General features: G+C 66.2%; 22 protein-coding genes. 10 read left to right on the forward strand and 12 right to left on the reverse strand.

Features of this window, described 5'->3' with window-relative positions; all coding sequences use genetic code 11:
* Window positions 1-152 precede the first annotated feature (152 nt).
* Both ACUVYZ_RS07805 and ACUVYZ_RS07810 read left to right on the forward strand, forming a co-directional pair.
* Window positions 153-1,778 (forward strand): hypothetical protein, encoded by a 1,626-nt coding sequence (locus tag ACUVYZ_RS07805; protein WP_439933886.1) that lies wholly within the window; start codon window positions 153-155, stop codon window positions 1,776-1,778.
* Between the two features lie 185 nt (window positions 1,779-1,963).
* Entirely contained in the window at window positions 1,964-2,167 is a 204-nt protein-coding gene (locus ACUVYZ_RS07810) for a cold-shock protein (protein WP_333843018.1), read from the forward strand.
* 526 nt (window positions 2,168-2,693) lie between these two features.
* On the opposite strand, the gene ACUVYZ_RS07815 is transcribed toward ACUVYZ_RS07810, so the two are convergent.
* The 5 genes from ACUVYZ_RS07815 to ACUVYZ_RS07835 all read right to left on the reverse strand — a co-directional run bounded on the left by ACUVYZ_RS07815 (window position 2,694) and on the right by ACUVYZ_RS07835 (window position 6,469).
* Window positions 2,694-2,966: an RNA recognition motif domain-containing protein gene (locus ACUVYZ_RS07815; protein ID WP_439933887.1), complete on the reverse strand. Its 273-nt coding sequence runs from the start codon at window positions 2,964-2,966 to the stop codon at window positions 2,694-2,696.
* 38 nt (window positions 2,967-3,004) lie between these two features.
* Window positions 3,005-4,477, reverse strand: coding sequence for a DEAD/DEAH box helicase (locus ACUVYZ_RS07820; protein WP_439933888.1), 1,473 nt, complete (start codon window positions 4,475-4,477; stop codon window positions 3,005-3,007).
* Between the two features lie 223 nt (window positions 4,478-4,700).
* Window positions 4,701-5,375 (reverse strand): hypothetical protein, encoded by a 675-nt coding sequence (locus ACUVYZ_RS07825; RefSeq protein WP_439933889.1) that lies wholly within the window; start codon window positions 5,373-5,375, stop codon window positions 4,701-4,703.
* Between the two features lie 182 nt (window positions 5,376-5,557).
* Window positions 5,558-5,992, reverse strand: a complete 435-nt coding sequence (locus ACUVYZ_RS07830; protein WP_439933890.1) for an STAS domain-containing protein — start codon at window positions 5,990-5,992, stop codon at window positions 5,558-5,560.
* Between the two features lie 105 nt (window positions 5,993-6,097).
* A complete protein-coding gene (locus ACUVYZ_RS07835) occupies window positions 6,098-6,469 on the reverse strand; it encodes a hypothetical protein (RefSeq protein ID WP_439933891.1) in 372 nt (123 codons plus the stop codon).
* A 400-nt stretch (window positions 6,470-6,869) separates the two neighbouring features.
* On the opposite strand from ACUVYZ_RS07835, the gene ACUVYZ_RS07840 reads away from it, so the two are divergent.
* Entirely contained in the window at window positions 6,870-8,021 is a 1,152-nt protein-coding gene (locus tag ACUVYZ_RS07840; RefSeq protein ID WP_439933892.1) for an SGNH/GDSL hydrolase family protein, read from the forward strand.
* On the opposite strand, the gene ACUVYZ_RS07845 is transcribed toward ACUVYZ_RS07840, so the two are convergent.
* The 7 genes from ACUVYZ_RS07845 to ACUVYZ_RS07875 all read right to left on the reverse strand — a co-directional run bounded on the left by ACUVYZ_RS07845 (window position 7,963) and on the right by ACUVYZ_RS07875 (window position 14,214).
* Window positions 7,963-8,949 (reverse strand): TRAP transporter substrate-binding protein, encoded by a 987-nt coding sequence (locus tag ACUVYZ_RS07845; protein WP_439933893.1) that lies wholly within the window; start codon window positions 8,947-8,949, stop codon window positions 7,963-7,965. The genes ACUVYZ_RS07840 and ACUVYZ_RS07845 overlap by 59 nt on opposite strands.
* Window positions 8,950-8,975: 26 nt before the next feature.
* A complete protein-coding gene (locus ACUVYZ_RS07850; RefSeq protein ID WP_439933894.1) occupies window positions 8,976-9,398 on the reverse strand; it encodes an aconitase X swivel domain-containing protein in 423 nt (140 codons plus the stop codon).
* Entirely contained in the window at window positions 9,395-10,636 is a 1,242-nt protein-coding gene (locus tag ACUVYZ_RS07855) for an aconitase X (protein WP_439933895.1), read from the reverse strand. The genes ACUVYZ_RS07850 and ACUVYZ_RS07855 overlap by 4 nt, the downstream gene beginning before the upstream one ends.
* A gap of 12 nt (window positions 10,637-10,648) precedes the next feature.
* Window positions 10,649-11,455, reverse strand: a complete 807-nt coding sequence (locus ACUVYZ_RS07860) for a GntR family transcriptional regulator (RefSeq protein WP_439933896.1) — start codon at window positions 11,453-11,455, stop codon at window positions 10,649-10,651.
* A 98-nt stretch (window positions 11,456-11,553) separates the two neighbouring features.
* Entirely contained in the window at window positions 11,554-12,843 is a 1,290-nt protein-coding gene (locus tag ACUVYZ_RS07865; protein ID WP_439933897.1) for a TRAP transporter large permease, read from the reverse strand.
* Between the two features lie 12 nt (window positions 12,844-12,855).
* A complete protein-coding gene (locus ACUVYZ_RS07870; RefSeq protein WP_439933898.1) occupies window positions 12,856-13,350 on the reverse strand; it encodes a TRAP transporter small permease subunit in 495 nt (164 codons plus the stop codon).
* A 444-nt stretch (window positions 13,351-13,794) separates the two neighbouring features.
* Window positions 13,795-14,214 (reverse strand): secondary thiamine-phosphate synthase enzyme YjbQ, encoded by a 420-nt coding sequence (locus tag ACUVYZ_RS07875; RefSeq protein ID WP_439933899.1) that lies wholly within the window; start codon window positions 14,212-14,214, stop codon window positions 13,795-13,797.
* A gap of 53 nt (window positions 14,215-14,267) precedes the next feature.
* On the opposite strand from ACUVYZ_RS07875, the gene ACUVYZ_RS07880 reads away from it, so the two are divergent.
* The 7 genes from ACUVYZ_RS07880 (at window position 14,268) to ACUVYZ_RS07910 (ending at window position 19,671) form a co-directional block, all read left to right on the forward strand.
* A complete protein-coding gene (locus ACUVYZ_RS07880; protein WP_439933900.1) occupies window positions 14,268-14,765 on the forward strand; it encodes a hypothetical protein in 498 nt (165 codons plus the stop codon).
* A gap of 217 nt (window positions 14,766-14,982) precedes the next feature.
* Window positions 14,983-15,189 (forward strand): 3'-5' exonuclease, encoded by a 207-nt coding sequence (locus ACUVYZ_RS07885; RefSeq protein WP_439933960.1) that lies wholly within the window; start codon window positions 14,983-14,985, stop codon window positions 15,187-15,189.
* Between the two features lie 535 nt (window positions 15,190-15,724).
* Window positions 15,725-15,973, forward strand: coding sequence for a hypothetical protein (locus ACUVYZ_RS07890; RefSeq protein ID WP_439933901.1), 249 nt, complete (start codon window positions 15,725-15,727; stop codon window positions 15,971-15,973).
* 29 nt (window positions 15,974-16,002) lie between these two features.
* Window positions 16,003-16,257: a hypothetical protein gene (locus ACUVYZ_RS07895; protein WP_439933961.1), complete on the forward strand. Its 255-nt coding sequence runs from the start codon at window positions 16,003-16,005 to the stop codon at window positions 16,255-16,257.
* Window positions 16,206-18,119: a hypothetical protein gene (locus ACUVYZ_RS07900; RefSeq protein WP_439933902.1), complete on the forward strand. Its 1,914-nt coding sequence runs from the start codon at window positions 16,206-16,208 to the stop codon at window positions 18,117-18,119. The genes ACUVYZ_RS07895 and ACUVYZ_RS07900 overlap by 52 nt, the downstream gene beginning before the upstream one ends.
* Entirely contained in the window at window positions 18,116-18,892 is a 777-nt protein-coding gene (locus ACUVYZ_RS07905; protein ID WP_439933903.1) for a hypothetical protein, read from the forward strand. The genes ACUVYZ_RS07900 and ACUVYZ_RS07905 overlap by 4 nt, the downstream gene beginning before the upstream one ends.
* Window positions 18,892-19,671, forward strand: a complete 780-nt coding sequence (locus ACUVYZ_RS07910) for a hypothetical protein (RefSeq protein ID WP_439933904.1) — start codon at window positions 18,892-18,894, stop codon at window positions 19,669-19,671. The genes ACUVYZ_RS07905 and ACUVYZ_RS07910 overlap by 1 nt, the downstream gene beginning before the upstream one ends.
* The last annotated feature ends 45 nt before the right edge of the window (window positions 19,672-19,716 follow it).

A 19,716-nucleotide genomic window follows, 5' to 3' on the forward strand; every position in this document is an offset into this window, starting at 1 on the left:
CAGCCGCCCCATGGCAGCCTAATGCAAGAGCCGGTTGCTGAGCGATCACTTACGCGCTCCCGCACTTCCGGTCGTCGTTTTTCCGGCCAGGGAGCCCGGTCCGGGCATAGAATGCCCCCACGGGCGAGCGCGCCCCGCTGCCGCATACGTCGATGCTGACCGCCGCCTACCGCTGGGTGGACCGCAACCTCCTCTCTTTGGGCCGGGAGATGCGGCTCTCCTACCTGCCGCCCCTGATGGTGTACATGGCGGCGGGAATCTCCGGCCTCACGGACATCGTGGGCGCCTTCTTCGTCAAGGATTACCTGGGGCTTTCCGCCGCGTTTCTGGCCGCCCTCGGGTTCTGGGTCAACATTCCCTGGGCCCTCAAGATGCCCCTGGGACACCTGGTGGACCTGGTGTGGCGCTGGAAGAGCGCCCTCGTTTACCTGGGAGCGACCCTCATCGCGGCGAGCCTCCTCATCATGGTGGGGCTGATCGGCCATCGGGAGGCCCTGGTCGCCCTCATACCGGCGGAGGCGTGGTACGTGCTTTCCGCGCTCCTCGCTCCCGTGGGTTATGTGCTCCAGGACGCGGTGGCGGACGCCATGACGGTAGAGGCGGTGCCGCGGGTAGACCCGGACGGACGGCCCATCGACCCGGCTACTCGCAAGGGCATGCACACCACCATGCAGACCCTGGGGAGGGTGGCCATCATCGGCGGCGCCGTGCTGGTGGCAATGGTCAACCTGTACGTGTTCTCCGGCACCCAGGCCCTGCCCATGGAAGCCAAGGCGCAGATCTATTACCGCGTCTACCTGATGGCCCTGGCGATTCCCGCCATTTCGGTGGCGGGCGTGGTGATCCATTCAGTGCGCAAGCGCCGCGACCTGCGGCGGCTCACGGCCCAGGGCTACGGCAGGGAAGCGGCGGAGGAGCTGGTGCTGGGGCCCGTCGCGCGCCCGGCCCCCAACGGGTGGATCCTGGGCGGAGGCTGCGCCTTCGTCGCCTTCACCGTGGGGCTGGGCCTGAGCGATGTGCCCTACAACCAGGAGCTGATCTTCGCTGGTTCCCTCGCCATCGTCCTGTTCCTCATCGCCAGGCTCACCCGGGAGCTCGATCCCTATGCGCGCGCCACCTTGATCGGCACGGCGGTCGTGATCTTCGCCTTCCGCGCGGTGCCGACGCCGGGCGCCGGGCTCACCTGGTGGATGATCGACGAGCTGGGCTTCGACGAGCATTTCCTGTCCGTGCTTTCCCTGATCGGCAGCACCCTCACCCTGGCGGGCATGTTCATCTTCCGCCGCTTCATGGCGGAGCGCTCCATCGGCTACGTGGTGGGTTTCCTCACCATCGCCGGGACGCTCCTGGCGCTGCCCATCGTCGGCATGTACTATGGACTGCACCGGTGGACCGCCGCCGTGACCGGTGGCCTCGTGGACGCCCGCTTCATCGCCCTGGTGAACACCGCCCTGGAATCGCCCCTGGGGCAGATCGCCATGATTCCGATGCTCGCCTGGATCGCCAACTCGGCGCCCGCCAACCTGAAGGCCACCTATTTCGCCGTCATGGCCTCGTTCACCAACCTGGCCCTCTCGGCGGCCCAGCTTGGTACCAAGTACCTCAATCAGGTTTTCGTCGTCACCCGGGAGGTGCGCGATCCCGCCACCGGGGCGGTCCTGGTCCCCGCTGACTACAGCGAGCTGGGAATGCTCCTCGTCACCCAGACCTTGATCGGCCTGGCGTTGCCTTTCGCCGCCCTCGCCCTCGCCCGGCTGGCCCGGTGGCGCACCGGGTAGGTGTTTTTCCGACAGGCGCCGGCGGCGGTGCAAATGTTTGACACGGCAGCGGGAGTCGGCTAAAAAGGCGGCGTGTTCGCTGCAAGGTTTGCACCACCGGTTGGCGGTTCGCAGTCTTGTAGGTCCGACATGGGAACGCGGTTACGGCCGCGGGTTTGGTTTGTTTTTTTGGAAAGGATTGTGTAATGGCCACCGGTACGGTGAAATGGTTCAACGAGGCGAAGGGCTACGGTTTCATCACCCCCGACGGGGGCGGTGAAGATCTTTTCGTCCACTTCTCCGCGATCCAGGGCAAGGGCTTCAAGACCCTGAAAGAAGGGCAAAAGGTATCCTTTGACGTGACCCAAGGCCCCAAGGGCAAGCAGGCGTCCAACGTCAATCCCGCCTGACGACGCAACCGTTCGAACGCATCAAACCCCGGCATGATCGTGCCGGGGTTTTTGTTTCTTGGAAGACTTAACACCCCGTGGTTTCGGTCTGCCGCCTCCAGGGTCAGAACCCTAGCGAAACGCCGGGGCTCACTTCCGCCCTCCGGCGGGCGGCCGGCGAGGTGGAGCAGGGGCCCCATCGGCACGATGGGGATGCGACCCGAGTCCGGACGCAAAGGGCCGCCGGCCGCTACAGCTCCCCACCGGGGGGCTCGCGTCCGCCGCCTCTTCGACCGCCTTCTCTCGCGGAGCCCGTGGGTGGTGGTGCTTCGGTCGAGCGTTTGGGTGTCGGCGGGCTTTTCGGGCGCTCGCTTGCCGTTGATCCCCGCCTTCGGCGTGGGCCCTCACCGGGGGGCTCGCGTCCGCCGCCTCTTCGACCGCCTTCTATGGCGAAGCGCATGGGGAATGGAGCTCCGGTCGAACGCTTTCGCGTCGGCGGCTTTTCGGGCGCTCGCTTGCCGTTGATCCCCGCCTTCGGCGCGGGCCCTCACCGGGGGGCTCGCGTCCGTCCCGTCCGTCCCTTAGGACGCGCCTCATGGACTCTCAGGGGGCGGCCGTGCAGCTCTTTGCCGTTGAGGCTCCGGATCGCCGCGAGGGCGTGTTGCTTGCCGGGCATTTCGATGAAGCCGAAGCCGCGGGAGGCGCCCGTGAACAGCTCCCGCATCACCTGGGCGGATCTCACGTCACCGAAGGCCTTGAACAATTCGGTCAGCTCCGCCTCGGTGGCTTGGGGTGGCAGGTTGCCTACAAAGATATTCATCCGGAATTCCTCCTCGGTTTGAGTTGGATGGAGACCGATCAGGCTTCGCTTCGGGACGAGGCGTTGAGCAGCGCGGGGGTTGGCCGGGTGCTGCGCCCCGCGCGGCGTCTCCTTTCGGCCGGCATCGCAGAAGCGGCGCCGGAGCCCGATGGCGGGTGGGCATGGGAGACAAACGGGCTTTTGCCACTCCCATGGGCCGCCCCATGAACGCCGGCGTGACTTCGTGCCCGGCCGCGGCTCGCGGTTGCGCGGGTGCCCCGAGGGTCACTGCCTGGGCGCTCACCGCGGAAGCCCGCTACAGCGTGGTGCGGGTGAGCGCCGGCGGCCGATTCGCTGCTGGCGGATCCAGCGCGAGAGTCTCGGCGAGCCTCGAAGCTCGGCACTCGATGGCGCTCCAGGCGGCGGTTGAGCAGCTTCTCGATGGCGCCGAGGAGGGGTTGCTCGCCCGGAGTCATGAGGGAAACGGCTTCGCCGCTCGCGCCCGCTCGGCCGGTGCGGCCGATGCGGTGCACGTAATCCTCGGCCACCTGGGGCAGGTCGTAGTTCACCACGTGGGGCAGGGCTTCGATGTCCAGGCCGCGGGCGGCGATGTCAGTCGCCACGAGTATGCGTATCTGCCCGTCTTTGAACCGCTGCAGCGCCCGCGTCCGCTGGGGCTGGCTCTTGTCGCCGTGGATCGCCTCGGCCTGGATCCCGTCCCGGCTGAGCTGCTGGGCCAGCCGGTTGGCGCCGTGCTTGGTCCGGGTGAACACCAGCGCCTGGCGCCAGTTGCCGGAAGCGATCAGGTGGGCCAGGAGCGCCCGCTTGTGCTCGACGGACACCGGGTACACCCGCTGAGCGATCTGTTCGGCCTCGGCGTTGCGCCGTGCGACTTCCACTAGCGCCGGCGCGTGCAGAAGTCCGCCGGCCAGCTTGCGGATCTCATCGGTGAAAGTGGCGGAGAAAAGCAGGTTCTGCCGCTTCGAAGGCAACAGGGCCAGGATGCGGCGGATGTCGCGGATGAAACCCATGTCCAGCATGCGGTCGGCTTCGTCCAGCACCAGGATTTCTACCCGGGACAGGTTCACCGTTTTCTGCTGCACGTGATCCAGCAGCCGGCCCGGGGTGGCCACCAGGATGTCCGCGCCCTGGCGCAGCGCCTGGACCTGAGGGTTCAGGTTGACGCCGCCATGGATGAGCGTGCAGCGCAGCGGGATGTATTTTCCGTAGGTGCGCACGCTCCCTTCCACCTGCGCCGCCAGCTCGCGGGTGGGCGTGAGGATCAGCGCCCGCACGGGATGGCGGGCCGGTGAGGTGGAGCCGTTGGCGGCGGGGGCCAAGCGCTGGAGCAGGGGAAGGGTGAAGCCGGCGGTCTTGCCGGTGCCGGTCTGGGCGGCGGCGAGCACGTCCCTGCCCTCGAGAATGAGCGGAATGGCCTGGATCTGGATCGGTGTGGGCGCCGTGTAGCCCTGTTCCTCCACCGCGCGGAGGAGCTCAGCCTGCAGGCCGAGCTGTGCGAACGATCGGGACAAAAGGATCTCCTGGGATCGGCCTGCTGCGGCTTCACGCCGTCAGAACCGGTTCAGGCAGATGCGCTGTTGCGTTGATGGAATTCGAGGGAGTTCGAAGAACAACCGCGAGGAGATTGCGACGCTGACCGGATGAACTGGCGCCGAATCCTGGCCGGCATTATACACGGTTTGCGCCGGCGCGCGGCGCTTCCCGCCGGCGGCCTCCGAGGGCGAGGAAACCGCGTCAGGCCAGCCGCTGCCCAATGAAGACGGCGCTCAGGCCCATGACCAGGCCCGCCGCGAACAGCAGCACCCATTCCCCGTGGCGGTCCCAGGCGGTGAGACGCCTGGGACCTGGATCCAGCCTGAGCTCGCGGCTGCGGCGCAGGTAGCAGGTGGAGACTAGCAGCATCAGCGCGCCGAACAGGATGGTCCCGGACCAGACGAGAAAGGCCGCTTCGGTGCCGACCCGGGAGAGATCGGGCCGTTCGGTCATCAACACGTAGGCGAGGGTGGCGTAGCCCCAGGCGAGGGGATGCATGCAGCGGGCATAGGTCGGAAGCCGCCGGGCCGCCAGCGCTTCCACTTGGGCCGCGAAGGATGGCACCCGGGAGTCCCGGGTTCCCTCGACGATTCCGTAGCCGCCGTGAAAGCGCAGGCGGGCGGTAGGAGCGGCCGTACCGGCCAAGGCCAATTCCAGCGTCAGGCCCTCAAGGGAGGGGCTCGCAGACGCCTTCAGCGCTTCCGGCCCGCTCAGACGCCGGTCCCCCTGATGCCAGGTGGCCGAGAAGCCGTGTTCCTCCGCCAAGCGATGGATTTCTTCCAGTCCTTGCCCGTCCACCTGGAACGCCGGAAAGCGGCGCCGGTACGAAGCGGCCGAAGGTGCTGGGGCGAAGGAGCGGGCTTGCAGGGTTGCCATGGAAGGGGCCTTGTCGAATCTCCGGATACGGGAGAGGGGATTGCGGGGTCACCTGCGGAACTCTGCGACAAAATCGACCCACGCCTCTTGGGCCGAGCAATCAGCGTGCCGCCCTGCGGAATCAACGGCTTGAAGGGTTCGCCCGGCGGGAGTGTAAAGCCCGCCGACTGGGCCTTGGCGTTTCAGGAACGGCTTCGGCCGGCGCCGATCCCCTCGAAGGGCGCGCTCGGGGCCGATGCCGGGCTCGCCGCCTGGGCCGGGCGGCGCGAAGCTCCCCGCCCTTTCCGGGTCGACGGGTCCGGGCGGTTTTCTACCCGGACCAGGTTGAACTGGCGGGTGAGGCCGGAAACTTCCAGCAGCCGGGTGACCTCCGGCGCGCAATCGAGCACCCACAAATCACCCTGGCTCGCCCGCCGGCGCAGGTACAGCAGCAGTCGTAGCTCGTTTTCGTCCACGGCGGTCAGGTTGCGCAGGACGATGACCACCGCCTTCCACCAGATCCGGGGAATCCGGTTATAGGCTTCGACGCATTCGTTCCAGGAGTCAGAATCGATCTGGTCCTTGAACTCGACGACGACCGGCTCGATGTCGTTGCCCACTTGGATGCGCATCGACATGACACCCTCGCTTTCTGCCGCCTGGCCGCGGCGATCCCCTTTTTCTTTATAGCCCAGTTCGGGATCGGCTGCTGGAACGGAAGTCCTTGATATTACGACCGACGCTCAAAGTGCCGGCGCGGGCAATCGGAGGCCGCGGACCGCCTCGAGGGATTCGGCGCTCAGGGTGATGATGTTGAAGCGCTGACGGAACGTCGGCGAGTCGAACAGGCGTAGCAGGTCCGGATGGCAATCCTCCAGGCACAACTCGCAGTCGGTCGCCTGGACGCTGAGGTAGGCCAGCCATTGCAGGGATGGTTCCAGGGCCCTTTTGTCCTGGAAGTGGCGCAGCACTACGATGAGGGGCCCTTTCCACCAGCCGGTGGAAACCCGGTTGAGCGCCTCCGCCAGCTCCAGCTCGAAGGCGCTTCCGCCCTTGCGCCCATCCAGCTCGATGACGATCGGCTCGCTGCGGCACAGCCTCTGGTCGAAATGCATGATCTATCCTCCTTCCTGCCGGGCCAACCCGCGTTTCGAGGCAGACGGCGCGGGCGCCGCTTCCGGCGAGATGGCTCACGAACGAGATACGAGCCAGAACCGTGCCAGAGACTTTGGCGGGCGCGGTTCCGAGCCGGACCGGGTATTTCCTAACGGATTGGACCGAAGACAGGGGCGAGATCCGCTCCTGCCTGGATGCTTTCGGAAAAATGGGCCGACAAAACGCCTGCTGCGATGTCGGCCGGATTTACAAATGGCGGTAATATTCCGGCATGCATCACGAAGTCAGGAATTAAATCTCTGATCCGTCTGTAAAGGTTCGGCTTGGCATGAAGGCTGCATTTTTTAATTTCGGCGACGTCTCTCGAAAGACGCGAGATGACGGTCAAAAGAGGCGACTATGGCAACGGGCTTCGGGCGCATCGCGCGATCGGTGGCGATCGCATGCTTTGCCCTGTATACGGCAACGGCCGGCGCGGCGATCACCAGTCTCTTCGTCTTTGGCGACAGCCTGGCGGATGCGGGCAACAACGCGGTTGTGTTCGATAGCCCGGCGCCGCCGGACATGCCCCGCACAGCCACGCCCATTCCGGACCCGAGCTTTATCCCCACGTTTCCCTACGCCTCGGACCGCTATTCGAACGGGCCGGTCTGGGTGGAGCAGCTCGCGGCGAGCCTGGGCCTGAGCGCCCAAGCCTCGCTTCTAGGCGGAACCAACTTTGCCTTCGGCGGCGCGCGCACCGGTCCCCTCGGCTCCTCTTTCCCGTTCAGCTTGCTCGATCAGATCGGCTTCTTCCTCGCCGGGACCGGCGGAATCGCGCCGTCCAGCGCCCTGTACGTGATCGTGGGCGGCGGCAACGACGCGCGGGATGCGTTCGAGATCGCAGCCGGCGGGGGCGATCCCACGGTGCTCATTTCGGACTACGCGGATAACATCGGATCCATCCTGACCCAGCTCGAGACGGCCGGTGCGCGGAAGTTCCTGCTCGCCAACGTGCCCGACATCGGCAAGTCGCCGGCGATCCGGGCGCTCGACGCCATGTTTCCCGGCGTGGCGACGCTTGCCACGGGGCTCGCCATGGCGATGAACCTGGCGCTCGCGGCGGAACTGACCACCCTGCCGGCGGACCTCCTGGGCGGCGTGCGCTTCCTGGACCTCTTCGGTCTGGTGAATGCCGTCGTCAGCGAACCCGGCGCCTTCGGCATTACCGATGTCACGTCGGCCTGCGCGGCGAGCCTCGCATGCATCGCCGACCCGAGCGGTACCTTCTTCTGGGACGGCATCCATCCCACGACGGCGGGCCACGCCGCCTTGGCGCACGCGGCCCTCGCCGTGATTCCCGAGCCTTCGACCGCGGTCCTCGCCGCGGTCGCGCTGGCGCCGCTCGCGCTACGCCGCCGCGGACGGACGCAGGCTTTCTGCCCGCACAGGTACCGGAACAGGGAGCGTGACCGGGATCAGGCCGTCGGCTCCCGCGCTTTCTGCCTGCACGCTATTGGCCGAGCACCTGAAGCAGTTCCGGAGAAAAGTTCTTCTTCTGCGCGGCATTGAAGCTGACGACGGCCGCCTGCCAGCGTTCCCATTCGGGGGAACCTTCCTGCAGCGCGAACAGCTTCATGCCCTTTTCCTGGGCGACGCCCAGAAACTGCTGGTAGCTCTGGATCATGAAGTTCTGGGCGGCGTTGCGCGCCTGCGCCGCCGCCTGCAGGATGATCTCCTGCTGCTCCTTGGAGAGGCTCTTGAACCGCTTGAGATTCATCACGTAGCCGTGGATGTAGGTGCCGAGCACGCCGTTACTGGCCATGACGTGTTTCGCGACTTCGTAGTGCTTGAGCCCCACCATGCCCTGGAGCCCGCCCACCGCCCCGTCCACCGTGCCCCGCTGGAGCGCCTGGTACACCTCGCCCACGGAAAGCACCACGGGGGACGCGCCCAGGGACTGGAGCAGCTCCGCGTGACCCTTGGATGTGGCCCGGATCTTCCTGCCTTTCAGGTCCTCCGGCCCGCGCAGCTCGAAGTTGGTGGAAACCACCGGCGGCCCGATGTCGAAGATGCACAGGATCTTGGCGCCGTTCTTCTGAAACTCCCGGTCGAACCAGTCGAAAATCGGATTTCCTGGAACGAGCCGCTCCCGCGTCCCTTGCATGGAGAGGGGCCAGAAGGGCATGGTCGTCACCGACACGTCGGGAATGCGCCCGGCCCAGCTATCCAGCGTGGTGAGGGCGATGTCCACCGTGCCGGTGGGCACGGCGTTGGGCACGAAGTTCTGCTTCACCATCTGGTCGTCGGGGAAGTATTTGAACTTGATCGCCCCGTTGGTCCTCTTTTCCACCGCCTCCATGAACGGCTGGGTGAACAGCTTCACCTGGGGGTGGCTGGAGGTGCCCCACGTCGCGAGGGAAAGCGTTTCGGCGGAAGCGCTCAAGGAAGCCGCCGCCAGCGCTGCGGCAGTCATAAAGCTCTTAAGCTTGGGTGTCATCCTCGCTCCTCCTCTCTAGGGTTTGCTCACTTGCGCTTCAGCAATTCGATGACTTTGCGCTGCGGATCGACCCGCACCCAGTCGCCGGTCTTGATGCACTCCCCCGGCGGGCGCGACCAGCCCTCGGTGATGGTCATGTGGGCGAACACGGCGCCCTGCACCATCACCGGATTGGTGATGCCGAAGACCAGCGCCTTGGGGGCGATGCCCTTGTGCTTGATGTCGTAGAAGGCCCAGCCGGCGGCGATGCCGCCCTTGGCGGTGGGAAAGAAGCAGATCTTGTCCTTGATCAGGGTCCCCTCCAGCTTGTGGCCGGGCTTGGTGATCACCCCGCTCCAGCGGTCCAGGTCGTAGCGAGGGCTGAACCCCTCCTCCGACACCACCGCCTCCCCTTCCACCACCTCGCCGAAGGCGCGGTTGACTCGAATCGTTTCCAGCACTTCGCTCATCGGATCCTCCCGGTCACGGCGATATCGACGCAATCCTGGGTGCGGCGCAGGATGGTGTTGAAGCGATGGGCGCCGATGATGTTCACGATCTTCGCCGAGTTGGAAATCATATTGGTCCAGCCGTTGCGCTCACGGAGCTGGGACAGGTTCTGCAGGATGTAGAAACACACGCCCTCCATGAGGGTAACGCCAGCCGCCTCCAGTTTTTGCACATAGCCCAGCTTGCGCGCGGCCGAGAGCACGCCGTTGCTCGAGGTCACGAACACCTGGGTCCCAGGATGCACCTTCTTGCCGTCGAAGCGCTCCGACAGGTCCTTGACTTCCCACAGGGAGAGCTGGGGACCAGAGAACACGATCAGGTCGCAGCGCCCGTCCTTGAGATCGTAGGATTGATACAGACGCTCCAGATCCGCGTTAGTGATGGTCATCACCGTGTGGGGCTTGTTGCCGCCCAAGGCCGCTTCCACGCTCGGCGCCTCCGGCGTAACCCCCACCATGTGGAACATGCCCATGGAACCGTAGCTCGCCAGGGCACAGCCCAGGTGCTTAAGCTCGTCGGCCACCGGGGTGCGCTTGAGCCCCGTGAACACCGGCACCTCGAAGTAATTCTGGTGCGGCTCGCCCACCAGCTTGCCGACGGCGCCCCAGTCGGCCAGGTCGTCCAAGTCCGCTTCCAGGTTCACAATGAAGGTGCCCTTGCGGTGGGCGTCGAGATGGAATCCATACTCCGGCACCCGCCGGGTGAGGGCGGCGGCCAAGGCCGCGGGCCCGCTCTCGAAGTTGGTGCGCGCCCCGAGCACCGAGTTGGCGTAGATCACGGTGCCGGTGTCACCCCAGGCCACGTGCTCGCCCAGGTGGGGCTGATACAGGGTCTGATAGTTGATGCAGGTGTCGGTGGTGGTGACGTTCATGCCGCGCAGCAGCCCGATCAGCTCCCGCTCCTCGGCCACCGCCTTGGGATCCTGCTGAAGCTTCTCTGTGAAGTCGAAATCAATGCAGCGGGCGTTGGTCGTGACGTTCACTGCGCAGCGTGCCTTCTTCTCTGCAGTGCACCTGAGCCAAGACAGGCCCCCTTCGCCCATCACCTCGATGTCGCCCATCATGTGCACGTTGGTTACTGGAACGAAGCGTCTTGCTCCGAAGAACTCACCCACCCGAATCTGGTATTCGAGCGCTTCCTTGACCGCGACGCCCAGGTCGCCGCGGAGCATGGCCCGCTCTTCAGCGGTCAATTGCATGGTGCTCACCTCCTATCGCTTGCGTTTGCGTTGAGAGACTGTCGCCGGTCCGCGGGGCGGTGGGACCACTTCCTGGATCTTGCGGGTGATGGCGAAGGGTCCGTGGACGCTCAGGCTGAACCGGTAGCTCTCGGGCCGGATGCTGAAGCGGGAGCATTCCAGCATCGCCCCTTCGACGGAGTAGGACACCCGCTCCATGACCAGCACTGGGCTGTTCGCCGGCAGCTCCAGCAGCTTCGCCTCCTCGGGTTCCGCCGTCCGGGCGAGGATGCTCACCTCGGCCCGGGTGACGCGCAGGCCCAGCAGCTCCTCCAGGATGGAGTAGATCGGGTTGCGGCTCGCCTCGTCCCAGGACACCCGCGCCGCCGCCGGCGGAAGCCACGCCCTCGCCAGCGCGAACGGATGACCATGCAGGGAATACACCCGCTGGAGGAACATCGCCTCGCGTCCGGCGGCGCCGAGGGCCAGCTCGATCGGCGCGGGCGCCTGCACCGGCTCGAACTTGAGGAGCCGCGTCTGCGGCGTGTGGCCCTTGTTGACAAGGGCGTCGTAAAAGCCCCGCAGGTCCTGTAGCTCGTGGCGCACCACCGGGGCCCCGACAAACGTTCCCTTGCCTTGCTTGGCCGACACCAGCCCCTGGCGCGCGAGCAGGGCGAGCGCCTGCCGCACGGTAACGCGGGAGACACCGAAGCGCGTCATCAAGGCAGGCTCCGAGGGCAGGCGCTCGAAAGGCTTGTAGCGGCCCTCGGCGATGTCCCGCGCCAGGCGGTCGGCGATCTGGACGTAGAGGGCGATGCTGCTCTCGCGTTCGATTTTCATGGGCAGACTACTCCCTTACCGCCCCTTAACAGCGACAAGCAAAGCGTCGCGAGCGGCCCGAGTGCGCGACAAAGCAATCGGGACGCGCAGCAGCTTTGCTAGCGTCCTATCATGTGCTGGGGCAGCCATAACGAGAGCGCCGGAAAGTAATACACCACGTACAGCATCCCGAGCTGGATTAGCAGGAACGGCGCCGCTCCCTTGGCCAGGTTCCACAGGGGTATGCGCGACACGCCGTGGATGGTGTACAGGTTGATGCCGACGGGCGGGCTGATCTGGGCGATCTCCATGGCGATGCAGGCGAAGACCCCGAAGGTGATCGGGTCCATGCCCACGTGCATGGCGATCGGGAAGAAGATGGGGATCGAGATCAGGAGCATCGCCGCGCTCTCGAGGAACATCCCGAGCACCAGGTACACCAGTATCATGAGCGTCACCGTGACGAAGGGCCCGGCGTCGTAGGCGGTGATCCACCCGGCGATGGTCTGGGGCACCTGCTCGAAGGTGAGGAAATGGGCGAAGTACTGGCCGAAAACCACCAGCATGAGCAGCATGCAGGTGGTCCGGGTGGCGGTGGAGCTCGCGTCCAGGAACCGGCGCCAGGTGAGCCGGCGCTGCACGAAGCCGAGCAGCAGCACGTACACGGCGGAGAGTGCCCCCACCTCGGTGGGCGTGAACAGCCCCGTGTAGATGGCGGCGATGATGACGATGGGCAGCAGCAGGATGCCGATGCCCCTGCGGGCCGCCTCCCGGCGCTGGCCGGGGCTGGGGGTATGCCTGACCACGATCCGCGGCCGGCTCGCCAGCACCACGTACAGCATGAAGAGGGACATCATCAGGATGCCCGGCAGGATGCCGGCGATGAACAGCTTGCCGATCGAGGTCTCGGTGATGACCCCGTACAGGATGAACGGGATGCTGGGCGGAATGATGATGCCGAGGGTCCCGCCCCCGGCGCAGAAGCCACCCGCCTGGGCTTGGGAATAGCGCTCCTGCAGCAGCAGGGGAATGGCGACGATGCCCACCGTGGCGGCGGTGGCGATGCTGGAGCCGCTGATGGCGGCGAAGACCCCGCAGGCGAGGATGGTGGCCGCGCCGAGGGAGTTCGGCACGTTGCCCACCCAGGCCTTGGCGAAGTCGAAGAGATCCCGCCCCGCCTCGATCTTCTCCACCAGCACGCCGGTGAAGATGAACAGCGGAATCGCCACCAGCTCGAAGATGGATGCGCTCTGCCAGACGATGTCGCCGAAGCTGGCGATCGCCAGGTCTATCCCCTTCACCATGACGAAGCCGATGAACGCCGCGAGCCCCATGGAGATGAACACGGGGATCGACAGCAGCATGAAGAGGAAGAGCAGGGTGATGGCGATCAGCCCGGCGGATTCCACGCCCGTCTCTCCTCACTCGAATTCCATGGCCTCCGCCGGCGCCTGGCGCAGCACCAGCATGGCGAGCGCCTGGAGCACCAGCGCCAGCCCGCCCAGGGGGATCATCATCTGGGGCAGGTAAAGGGGGACGTTGAAGATGGAGGCGGAGCGGATCCCGTTCACGAAGGAGTAGTGGGTCAGCATGCCGCCCGCCACCAGGATTACCAGGCCGAAGGCGAGGGTAGCGGCGAGGGCCAGGTCGTCCAGCAGGCGCTTCCAGCGGGGAAAGAGGGAGAATATGAGCTGGACGCGGAAATGGTTGCCCTGCCTGAGGGCGAAGGCGTTGGCGAGGAACGAGCCGGTGATGAGAGCGTACTGGCTCACCTCGAACACCCAGGTCGTGGGCGCGCCTGCCTTGCGGGCCAGGGCGTCGTAGAAGATGGGAAAGGCGAGCACGGCGATCACCGCCACCGCCGCCACGCTCATCGCCTGGCCGATGCGCTCCAACCGCCGCGCCAGCCCGTGCATGGACCTCCTCCTGATTCGGGCGCAAGCGCATCGGCCTCGCCCAACTTATATTAAGACGTATTAAGTCATAAAAGAGCGAGCCTGGCAAGGGGTGGGCATTGGCGCTCGGGATGTTCGCGGAAGGGAGATGCATCGGCGGCGCGGGGTTGAGTTTCCGGTCAAGGTTTGACGAACCATTGACCGCCATCACAGCTGCAGGGTGGCCTTGTCGCAGCGTTTGCCAGTTTCGTAGGGTGCGCCTTGGCGCACCGCTCGGGCGCCTCCGGGCGTGGCGTCGGTGCGTTTTGCCTGCCTGCCGCGACCCATGCGGCGCAGGCAGGCTTCGCTCTACGCATGCTGCCTGTTGTGGGATTGGGAAGGGGAGCGGGCCTGAGGAGGAGGCCAAGCATCGCCCTGCGGATCAAGCCCGAAGCCCGATCCGCATCAACCGGAGGAACGGGTGAATCACTCTCCGATGATCTTCACCAGCACCCGCTTTCTGCGCTGCCCGTCGAACTCGCCGTAGAAGATCTGCTCCCAGGTGCCCAGGTCCAGCTTCCCGCCGGTGACCGCCACCACCACCTCCCGCCCCATGATCTGGCGCTTGAGGTGGGAGTCGGCGTTGTCCTCGCCGGTATCGTTGTGGCGCCACTGGCTCACTGGCTCGTGGGGCGCGAGGCCTTCCAGCCAGCGGGTGAAGTCGGCGTGCAGCCCCGTCTCGTCGTCGTTGATGAACACCGATGAGGTGATGTGCATGGAATTGACCAGGCACAGCCCCTCCTGGATGCCGCTTTCCCGCAGCGCTTGGGCGACCTGGGGCGTGATGTTGACGAAGTCCGTGCGCGTCGGGGTATTGAACCAGAGTTCCTTGCGATAGGATTTCATGGACCGATTCCTAAGTTTCAGGCGAACCGCTGACTCCCTCCGGATGGAAGCCGATGGGACGCGCCGCCGATGTTAGCTGGCAGCGCGGGCGGGCTCAACGGGCGTCCCGGGGCAAGAACCCGGAGGCGTTTTACGAGGCCCTGGTTCAGCGGGTGATCGAAGCGGTGGAAAAGAGCCGGATCCCCCGCGCCCAGTACGGCACCATGCTGATCGACGAAGGCCACGACTTCCAGCCGGAGTGGCTCCAGCTCGTGGTCCAGATGGTGGACCCGGAAACCAACGCGTTTCTGCTGCTCTACGACGACGCCCAGTCGATCTACCACAAGGGTAAGCGGCGCAATCAGCCTGGCGGGCGCCGGCATTCGGGCCCGGGGGCGCACCACCATTCTCAGGCTCGACTACCGCAACACCGGGGAGATCCTGGCGGTGGCCTACGAATCCGCCCGGGACGTGCTTGCGCCGGAAGAGGCGGAAGAGGACGGCATTCCCCTGATGGAACCTTCCAGCGCCGGACGCCACGGCTCGCCTCCGGAGCTCGCCAAGCTGCCTAGCCTCAAGGCCGAAGCCAACTTCATCGCCCATCGGCTTCAGGCGCCGCACCGCCGCGGCCGGGCGTGGAAAGACGTGGCCGTGATCTATCGCTCACACTTCATCGGCGAGGAGATCACCCAGCGACTGCGCGCGGCGACGCTTCCGGTGGAGTGGCTGAACGGCAACCGGCGCAACCGCAACTTCCATCCGGCCGAGGACAGCGTCAAGGTCATGACCATGCATTCGAGCAAGGGACTGGAGTTTCCGGTAGGGGCGATCCCTGGCGTCGGCTTCAGGCCCTGCAGGGAGCAGGACCCCAAGGAGGAAGCGCGGCTCCTCTACGTGGCCATGACCCGGGCGATGGACGAGCTCCTCATCACCTGGCATCAGGAATCCGCGTTCGTGGCGAAGCTCGGTCAAGCCCGGGCTAGGCTGGCGGCCTAAGGGTCCCTCACTCCCACTCCCCTCCTTTCCTTTGCGAAGGGAAAAGCCAGGCTGCTTGCGTGCTTTTGCCAGGCTTCTTAAAGTTCACCGGAAGAAACTTGTCGCGATGCGGCTTCCGGTCAGAAAACCAGGTCCATCCGGGTTTGCCATGAGTCGCGGTTTGCGCTATGAAGCTTCTGCAGAGGGAGGGCTGTCATGCGCGATATACTGATCTTTACGGGCGGATTCTGGGGCTCGCCCGCGCCGTGGTTTGTGGGACATGTTGACCTCGATGTGGCGAAAGGGCGGGTGGATATTTGGCTGGAACATGAGCCTGGGGTAGCCGGCCGTGTCCCCGAGGTCAGCGCGAGCTGCCTGTCGCGATCACGCCGAGGAGCGGGTGTGGCGGCACCTGGATACCTGCCAGTTTGGCACTTAAGTGCATGCGCGCATTGCGCGGGTGGAGTGCCCGGAGCACGTCGTGGTGCAGGTGAGCGTGCCGTGGGCGGGTGCGCGCTCGCGTTTTATGCTTCTAATGGAGCGCTAGGCGATCGATGTGCTCAAGCAGTGTGCCACCATTGAAGGGGCTCGTGCGCTGCTGCGGCTCTCTTGGGACGAGCTGTGGGGCATCATGAGCCGGGCGGTGGCGCGGGGACGGACGCGCAAGCGCCCGCGCGCGATGCCGGTGATCGGGGTGGACGAGAAGGCGTTTAAGAAGGGGCACGCCTACATGACCGTTGCCTGCGATGCGCAGGAAGGCTCGATCGAATATGTCGCCCAGGAGCGCACCTGGACAATATCGTGATCTACTGCCCACATCGTGTGACCAACGCCGTGGCTGAAGGATTGAACAGCAAAATCATGGCGATCAAACGACGGGGTTGTGGATATCGCAATCCCGAACAAGACCGCCATTTACTTCTTCTGTGGTGTCCTGGACCTTTACTCACGCTAAACCCGGAAGAACCTGATTTAAATAACCCCGATGACGATAGCCCTTGGCGCCGGCGGCGCGAACGCCGCTACGGCCTGAAGCGATGGCTGACGCTCCTTTCTGGAAATTCCGCCGCATGCAGCCGGGGGAGATGAACATCGACCCGATCGAGAGCGAGTTCTTCTCCACCGAAGCCCTCGGCAGCCTGGCGGACGCTCTGGTGCGGGAGGCGATCCAGAATTCCCTCGACGCCCGCTCGCCGGGCGAGCCGGTGCGCGTACGGATCGCCTTTTCTCCGCCGGGCGCGTGGCTCCAGGGCGAGCGCGCGGCCCGCTATTTCGCGGGTCTGTGGCGGCACCTCGCCGCCGACAGGAGCGGCCTTGCCCGGCTTCCTTCGCCCGAAGAGCCGGTGGGCTTCCTGGTGGTGGAGGACTACGGCACCCGGGGCCTGCAGGGCGATCCCCGGCAGAGCGAGGATGAGGAGATCGGCCCCGGCGGCGCGCGCAACGATTTCTACTATTTCTGGCGCAATGTGGGCCGCTCGCGCAAGCAGTGGTCGGAGCTGGGCCGCTGGGGGCTCGGCAAGACCGTTTTTCCGGCGGCTTCGCGGATCAACAGCTTTTTCGCTCTCACGGTCCGCCGCGACGACGGACGCCGGCTGCTCATGGGCCAGTCGGTGCTGAGGATTCACAAGCTGGACGGCGCGCGCTATTACCCCTACGGCTATTTCGGCCGGTTCCAGGACGACTTCGCCCTGCCGGTGGAAGAGGCGGGCGTACTTGGCGCGTTCTGCCATGACTTCGCCATAAAGCGCGGTGACGAGCCGGGGCTCTCGGTGGTGATTCCCTATCCCGATCCCGATCTCAAGCCCGAGGCCATCCTGCCCTCCGTCGTCAGGCATTATTTTCTGCCCATCCTGGCGGGCGACCTGGTGGTGGAAGTGGCCCACGACCGGCGCACCGAGGTGCTGGATGCCCGCTCGGTGCTGCGCCTGGCGGAAAGCACGGGCTGGGCGGAGGGCCCGCGGCTCCAGTCCCTCATCGAGCTGGCCCGCTGGGGGCTCGACCTGCCCGAGGCGCGCTACGTGCGGTTGCCCGAGCCGCCCCCGGAGGCCGCCCCGCGCTGGGCGGGGGATGCCTCGGTGGACGCGGCCCTTGCCCCTTTGCGCGCGGCGTTCAACGACGGCCGGCGGGTCGCGGTGAGGGTGCCGGTGTGGGTCAAGCCGGCGGACGGGGAGGGCGCCCTGGCGAGCTTCGAGGTGTTCCTGGAACGGGACGATGCCCTCTCCGGCGCCGAGGAGCACTTCGTGCGGGACGGCATCACCGTGGCGGGGGTGCGCAGCGGGCTGCAGGGCGGGGTGCGGGCCATCGTCTGCGTGCGCGACCGGCGGCTCTCGGCGTTGCTGGGCGATTCGGAGAACCCGGCGCACACCGAGTGGCAGGAGCGCTCGCCCCGCTTCAAGGAGCGCTATCGTCACGGGCCCTTCACGCTGCGCTACGTGAAAAGTGCGCCGCGGGAGATCGTGCGCAGCCTCACCCGCCCGGCCCAAGGGCGCGATTTCCATCTGCTGCGGCACCTTTTCTTCCTCGAGGTTCCCACCGAAGAGACGGTGGTCACCAAGGACAAGCGCAAAGAAGAACGGATCGGCGTGGACGGTACCGCCGGGGACGGGCAGGTGGAGACCGTGGCGAAGGACCGGTTTTTCCAGTTGCAGAAGCTGCGGGGTGGTTTCCGCTTAACCGGCGCGCCCGGGGCCGGGGCCGTGCCGCGTTTCGTGGAAGTGGTGGCGGCCTACGAAGTCCGGCGCGGCAACCCCTTTTCCCTCTACGAGCCGTTCGACTTCGAGGTGGACCGTCCGCCCATCGACGTCCAGACGCGCGGCGCGCAGGCCGTGCGCCGGGAGCGTAATCGGGTGGTGGTGCGAATCGACGATCCCGGGTTCCAGGTGACGATGAAGGGGTTCGATCCGCGCCGCGACGTCCGGGTGAAGGTGCTGCGGCTCGAGGAGGCGCCGTGATCCGACGCCTCAACTACACCGGGCGCCGACGCATTCCCCGCTCCCACGTGACGGTGCGGCTCGTGCCGGCTGAAGACGGCGGATGGGCGTTCGACGCCGAGTTTGACCTGTCGGGATTCGGGTTTCCCTCCGCGTCCCGGGTGTTCATCGAGGCTTACAACGCCACGTCCTACATGCGCTTTCCCTTCGGCACGGTGGGCGAGCCGCTGATCCCGCCCGACCGGCGGCTCACCGATATCACCCCGACGCCCTTGCCCAAGTTCCGCCTGAAGGTGGTGGGCAGCGGGACGCGCAAGGGCCTGCTGCTGGCGGTGGCCGACAAGCTGGTGCCCCTGCGACCGGAGGAGGACCTGAGGCACAAGCAGTCCTTGTTGCCGGTGGTGTTTACGGACTTGGGAGAGCAGGTCTGGCGGCTGGACGTTTCCGACTGGCCGACGCTGGAGTTGAACCGCCGCATTGCCGACCTGGGGGAAGCCGCCCGCTCCGGAGATTCGTTCCTGGCGCTGGTGTATCCGGAGGTGGTACGCAGAATTCTGCACGAGATCGTGTTCGTGGAGGAGGTCACCGATCCGGACTGGGACGAAAGCGACTGGACCAGCCTGTGGCTGCGCTACGTATGCGCCCTGCCCGGCGTGGACACTCCGCCGGAGGGCAGCGGCGAAGAGGCGCGCCTGCGGCAGGAGGAATGGATCGACAAGGCGGTGCAGGCGTTCTGCCGGGCGCGGGGGGTGCGGGCGCGGTTCGAGCGCGCGGTGGCCAAGGCGAGCGGGTGATGGCGGAGCTGGCGCGGGCGCTCAGCAACCCGGGAATCGAGCGCTTTCGCGCGTATCTCGCCGAGCTGCGGGCCGGCGCGGCCGCGCCGCCGCCGGAAGCGCTCCTCACCGATCCGCGCTACTCCACCGAGCTTTCCGCCGAGGTGCGGGTCGAGCGCAAGCTCTTCGCCAGCCGCTGGGGCGCCGGCGAATACCTGTGGAACCGGTTGCAGCCGCTGCCGCAAGAGGAGATCGAAGCCAACCGGGGATTGTGGGCGTGGCTTTCCCTCTATTACTTCGATCAGGTGTGCCCGCATAGGCCCGACGGCTCCCGCAAGCCGGGACAGGATTATCGCCACGTGCCGGACTTCAGCTTCCGCACCCGCTACCGGCACCTGCTGTATGGTCCCTACGCGGTCTATCGGCGGCACCGGGGATACGCGATCCTGGTGCTTTCCGGTCCCCTGCACCGGGAGCAGCGTATCTACCGGGAAATCACCAGCCGCATCGACCTGATCGCGAGCCGGGGCGTGCTGGAAGCGTTGAACGCCCTCTATCTCGACCGCTCCTGGGGAATTCCAAAACGCGGCGCCCAGGCGGCCATTCCCAGGCCTGGCACCGTGCTGCGCTTCGTGCGGGTGCTGCAGCAGCTCGATGTGACCTACGACGTCTACGGCATGGCCGGGGACGAGATCCTCGAGCTTCTGCCCCCGGAATTCGACGAGTGGCGGGGAACAGGGGACAGTCCTATCCTGGACGCAGTGGCACCACGGCCCGCGATCGAATCCGAACGGGGCTGAGACAAGACGGTCGTTGCGGCGAAAAGAGAGGTGCCCGGGTCTTAC

It is taken from the genome of Pelomicrobium sp. P1 (assembly GCF_052805615.1).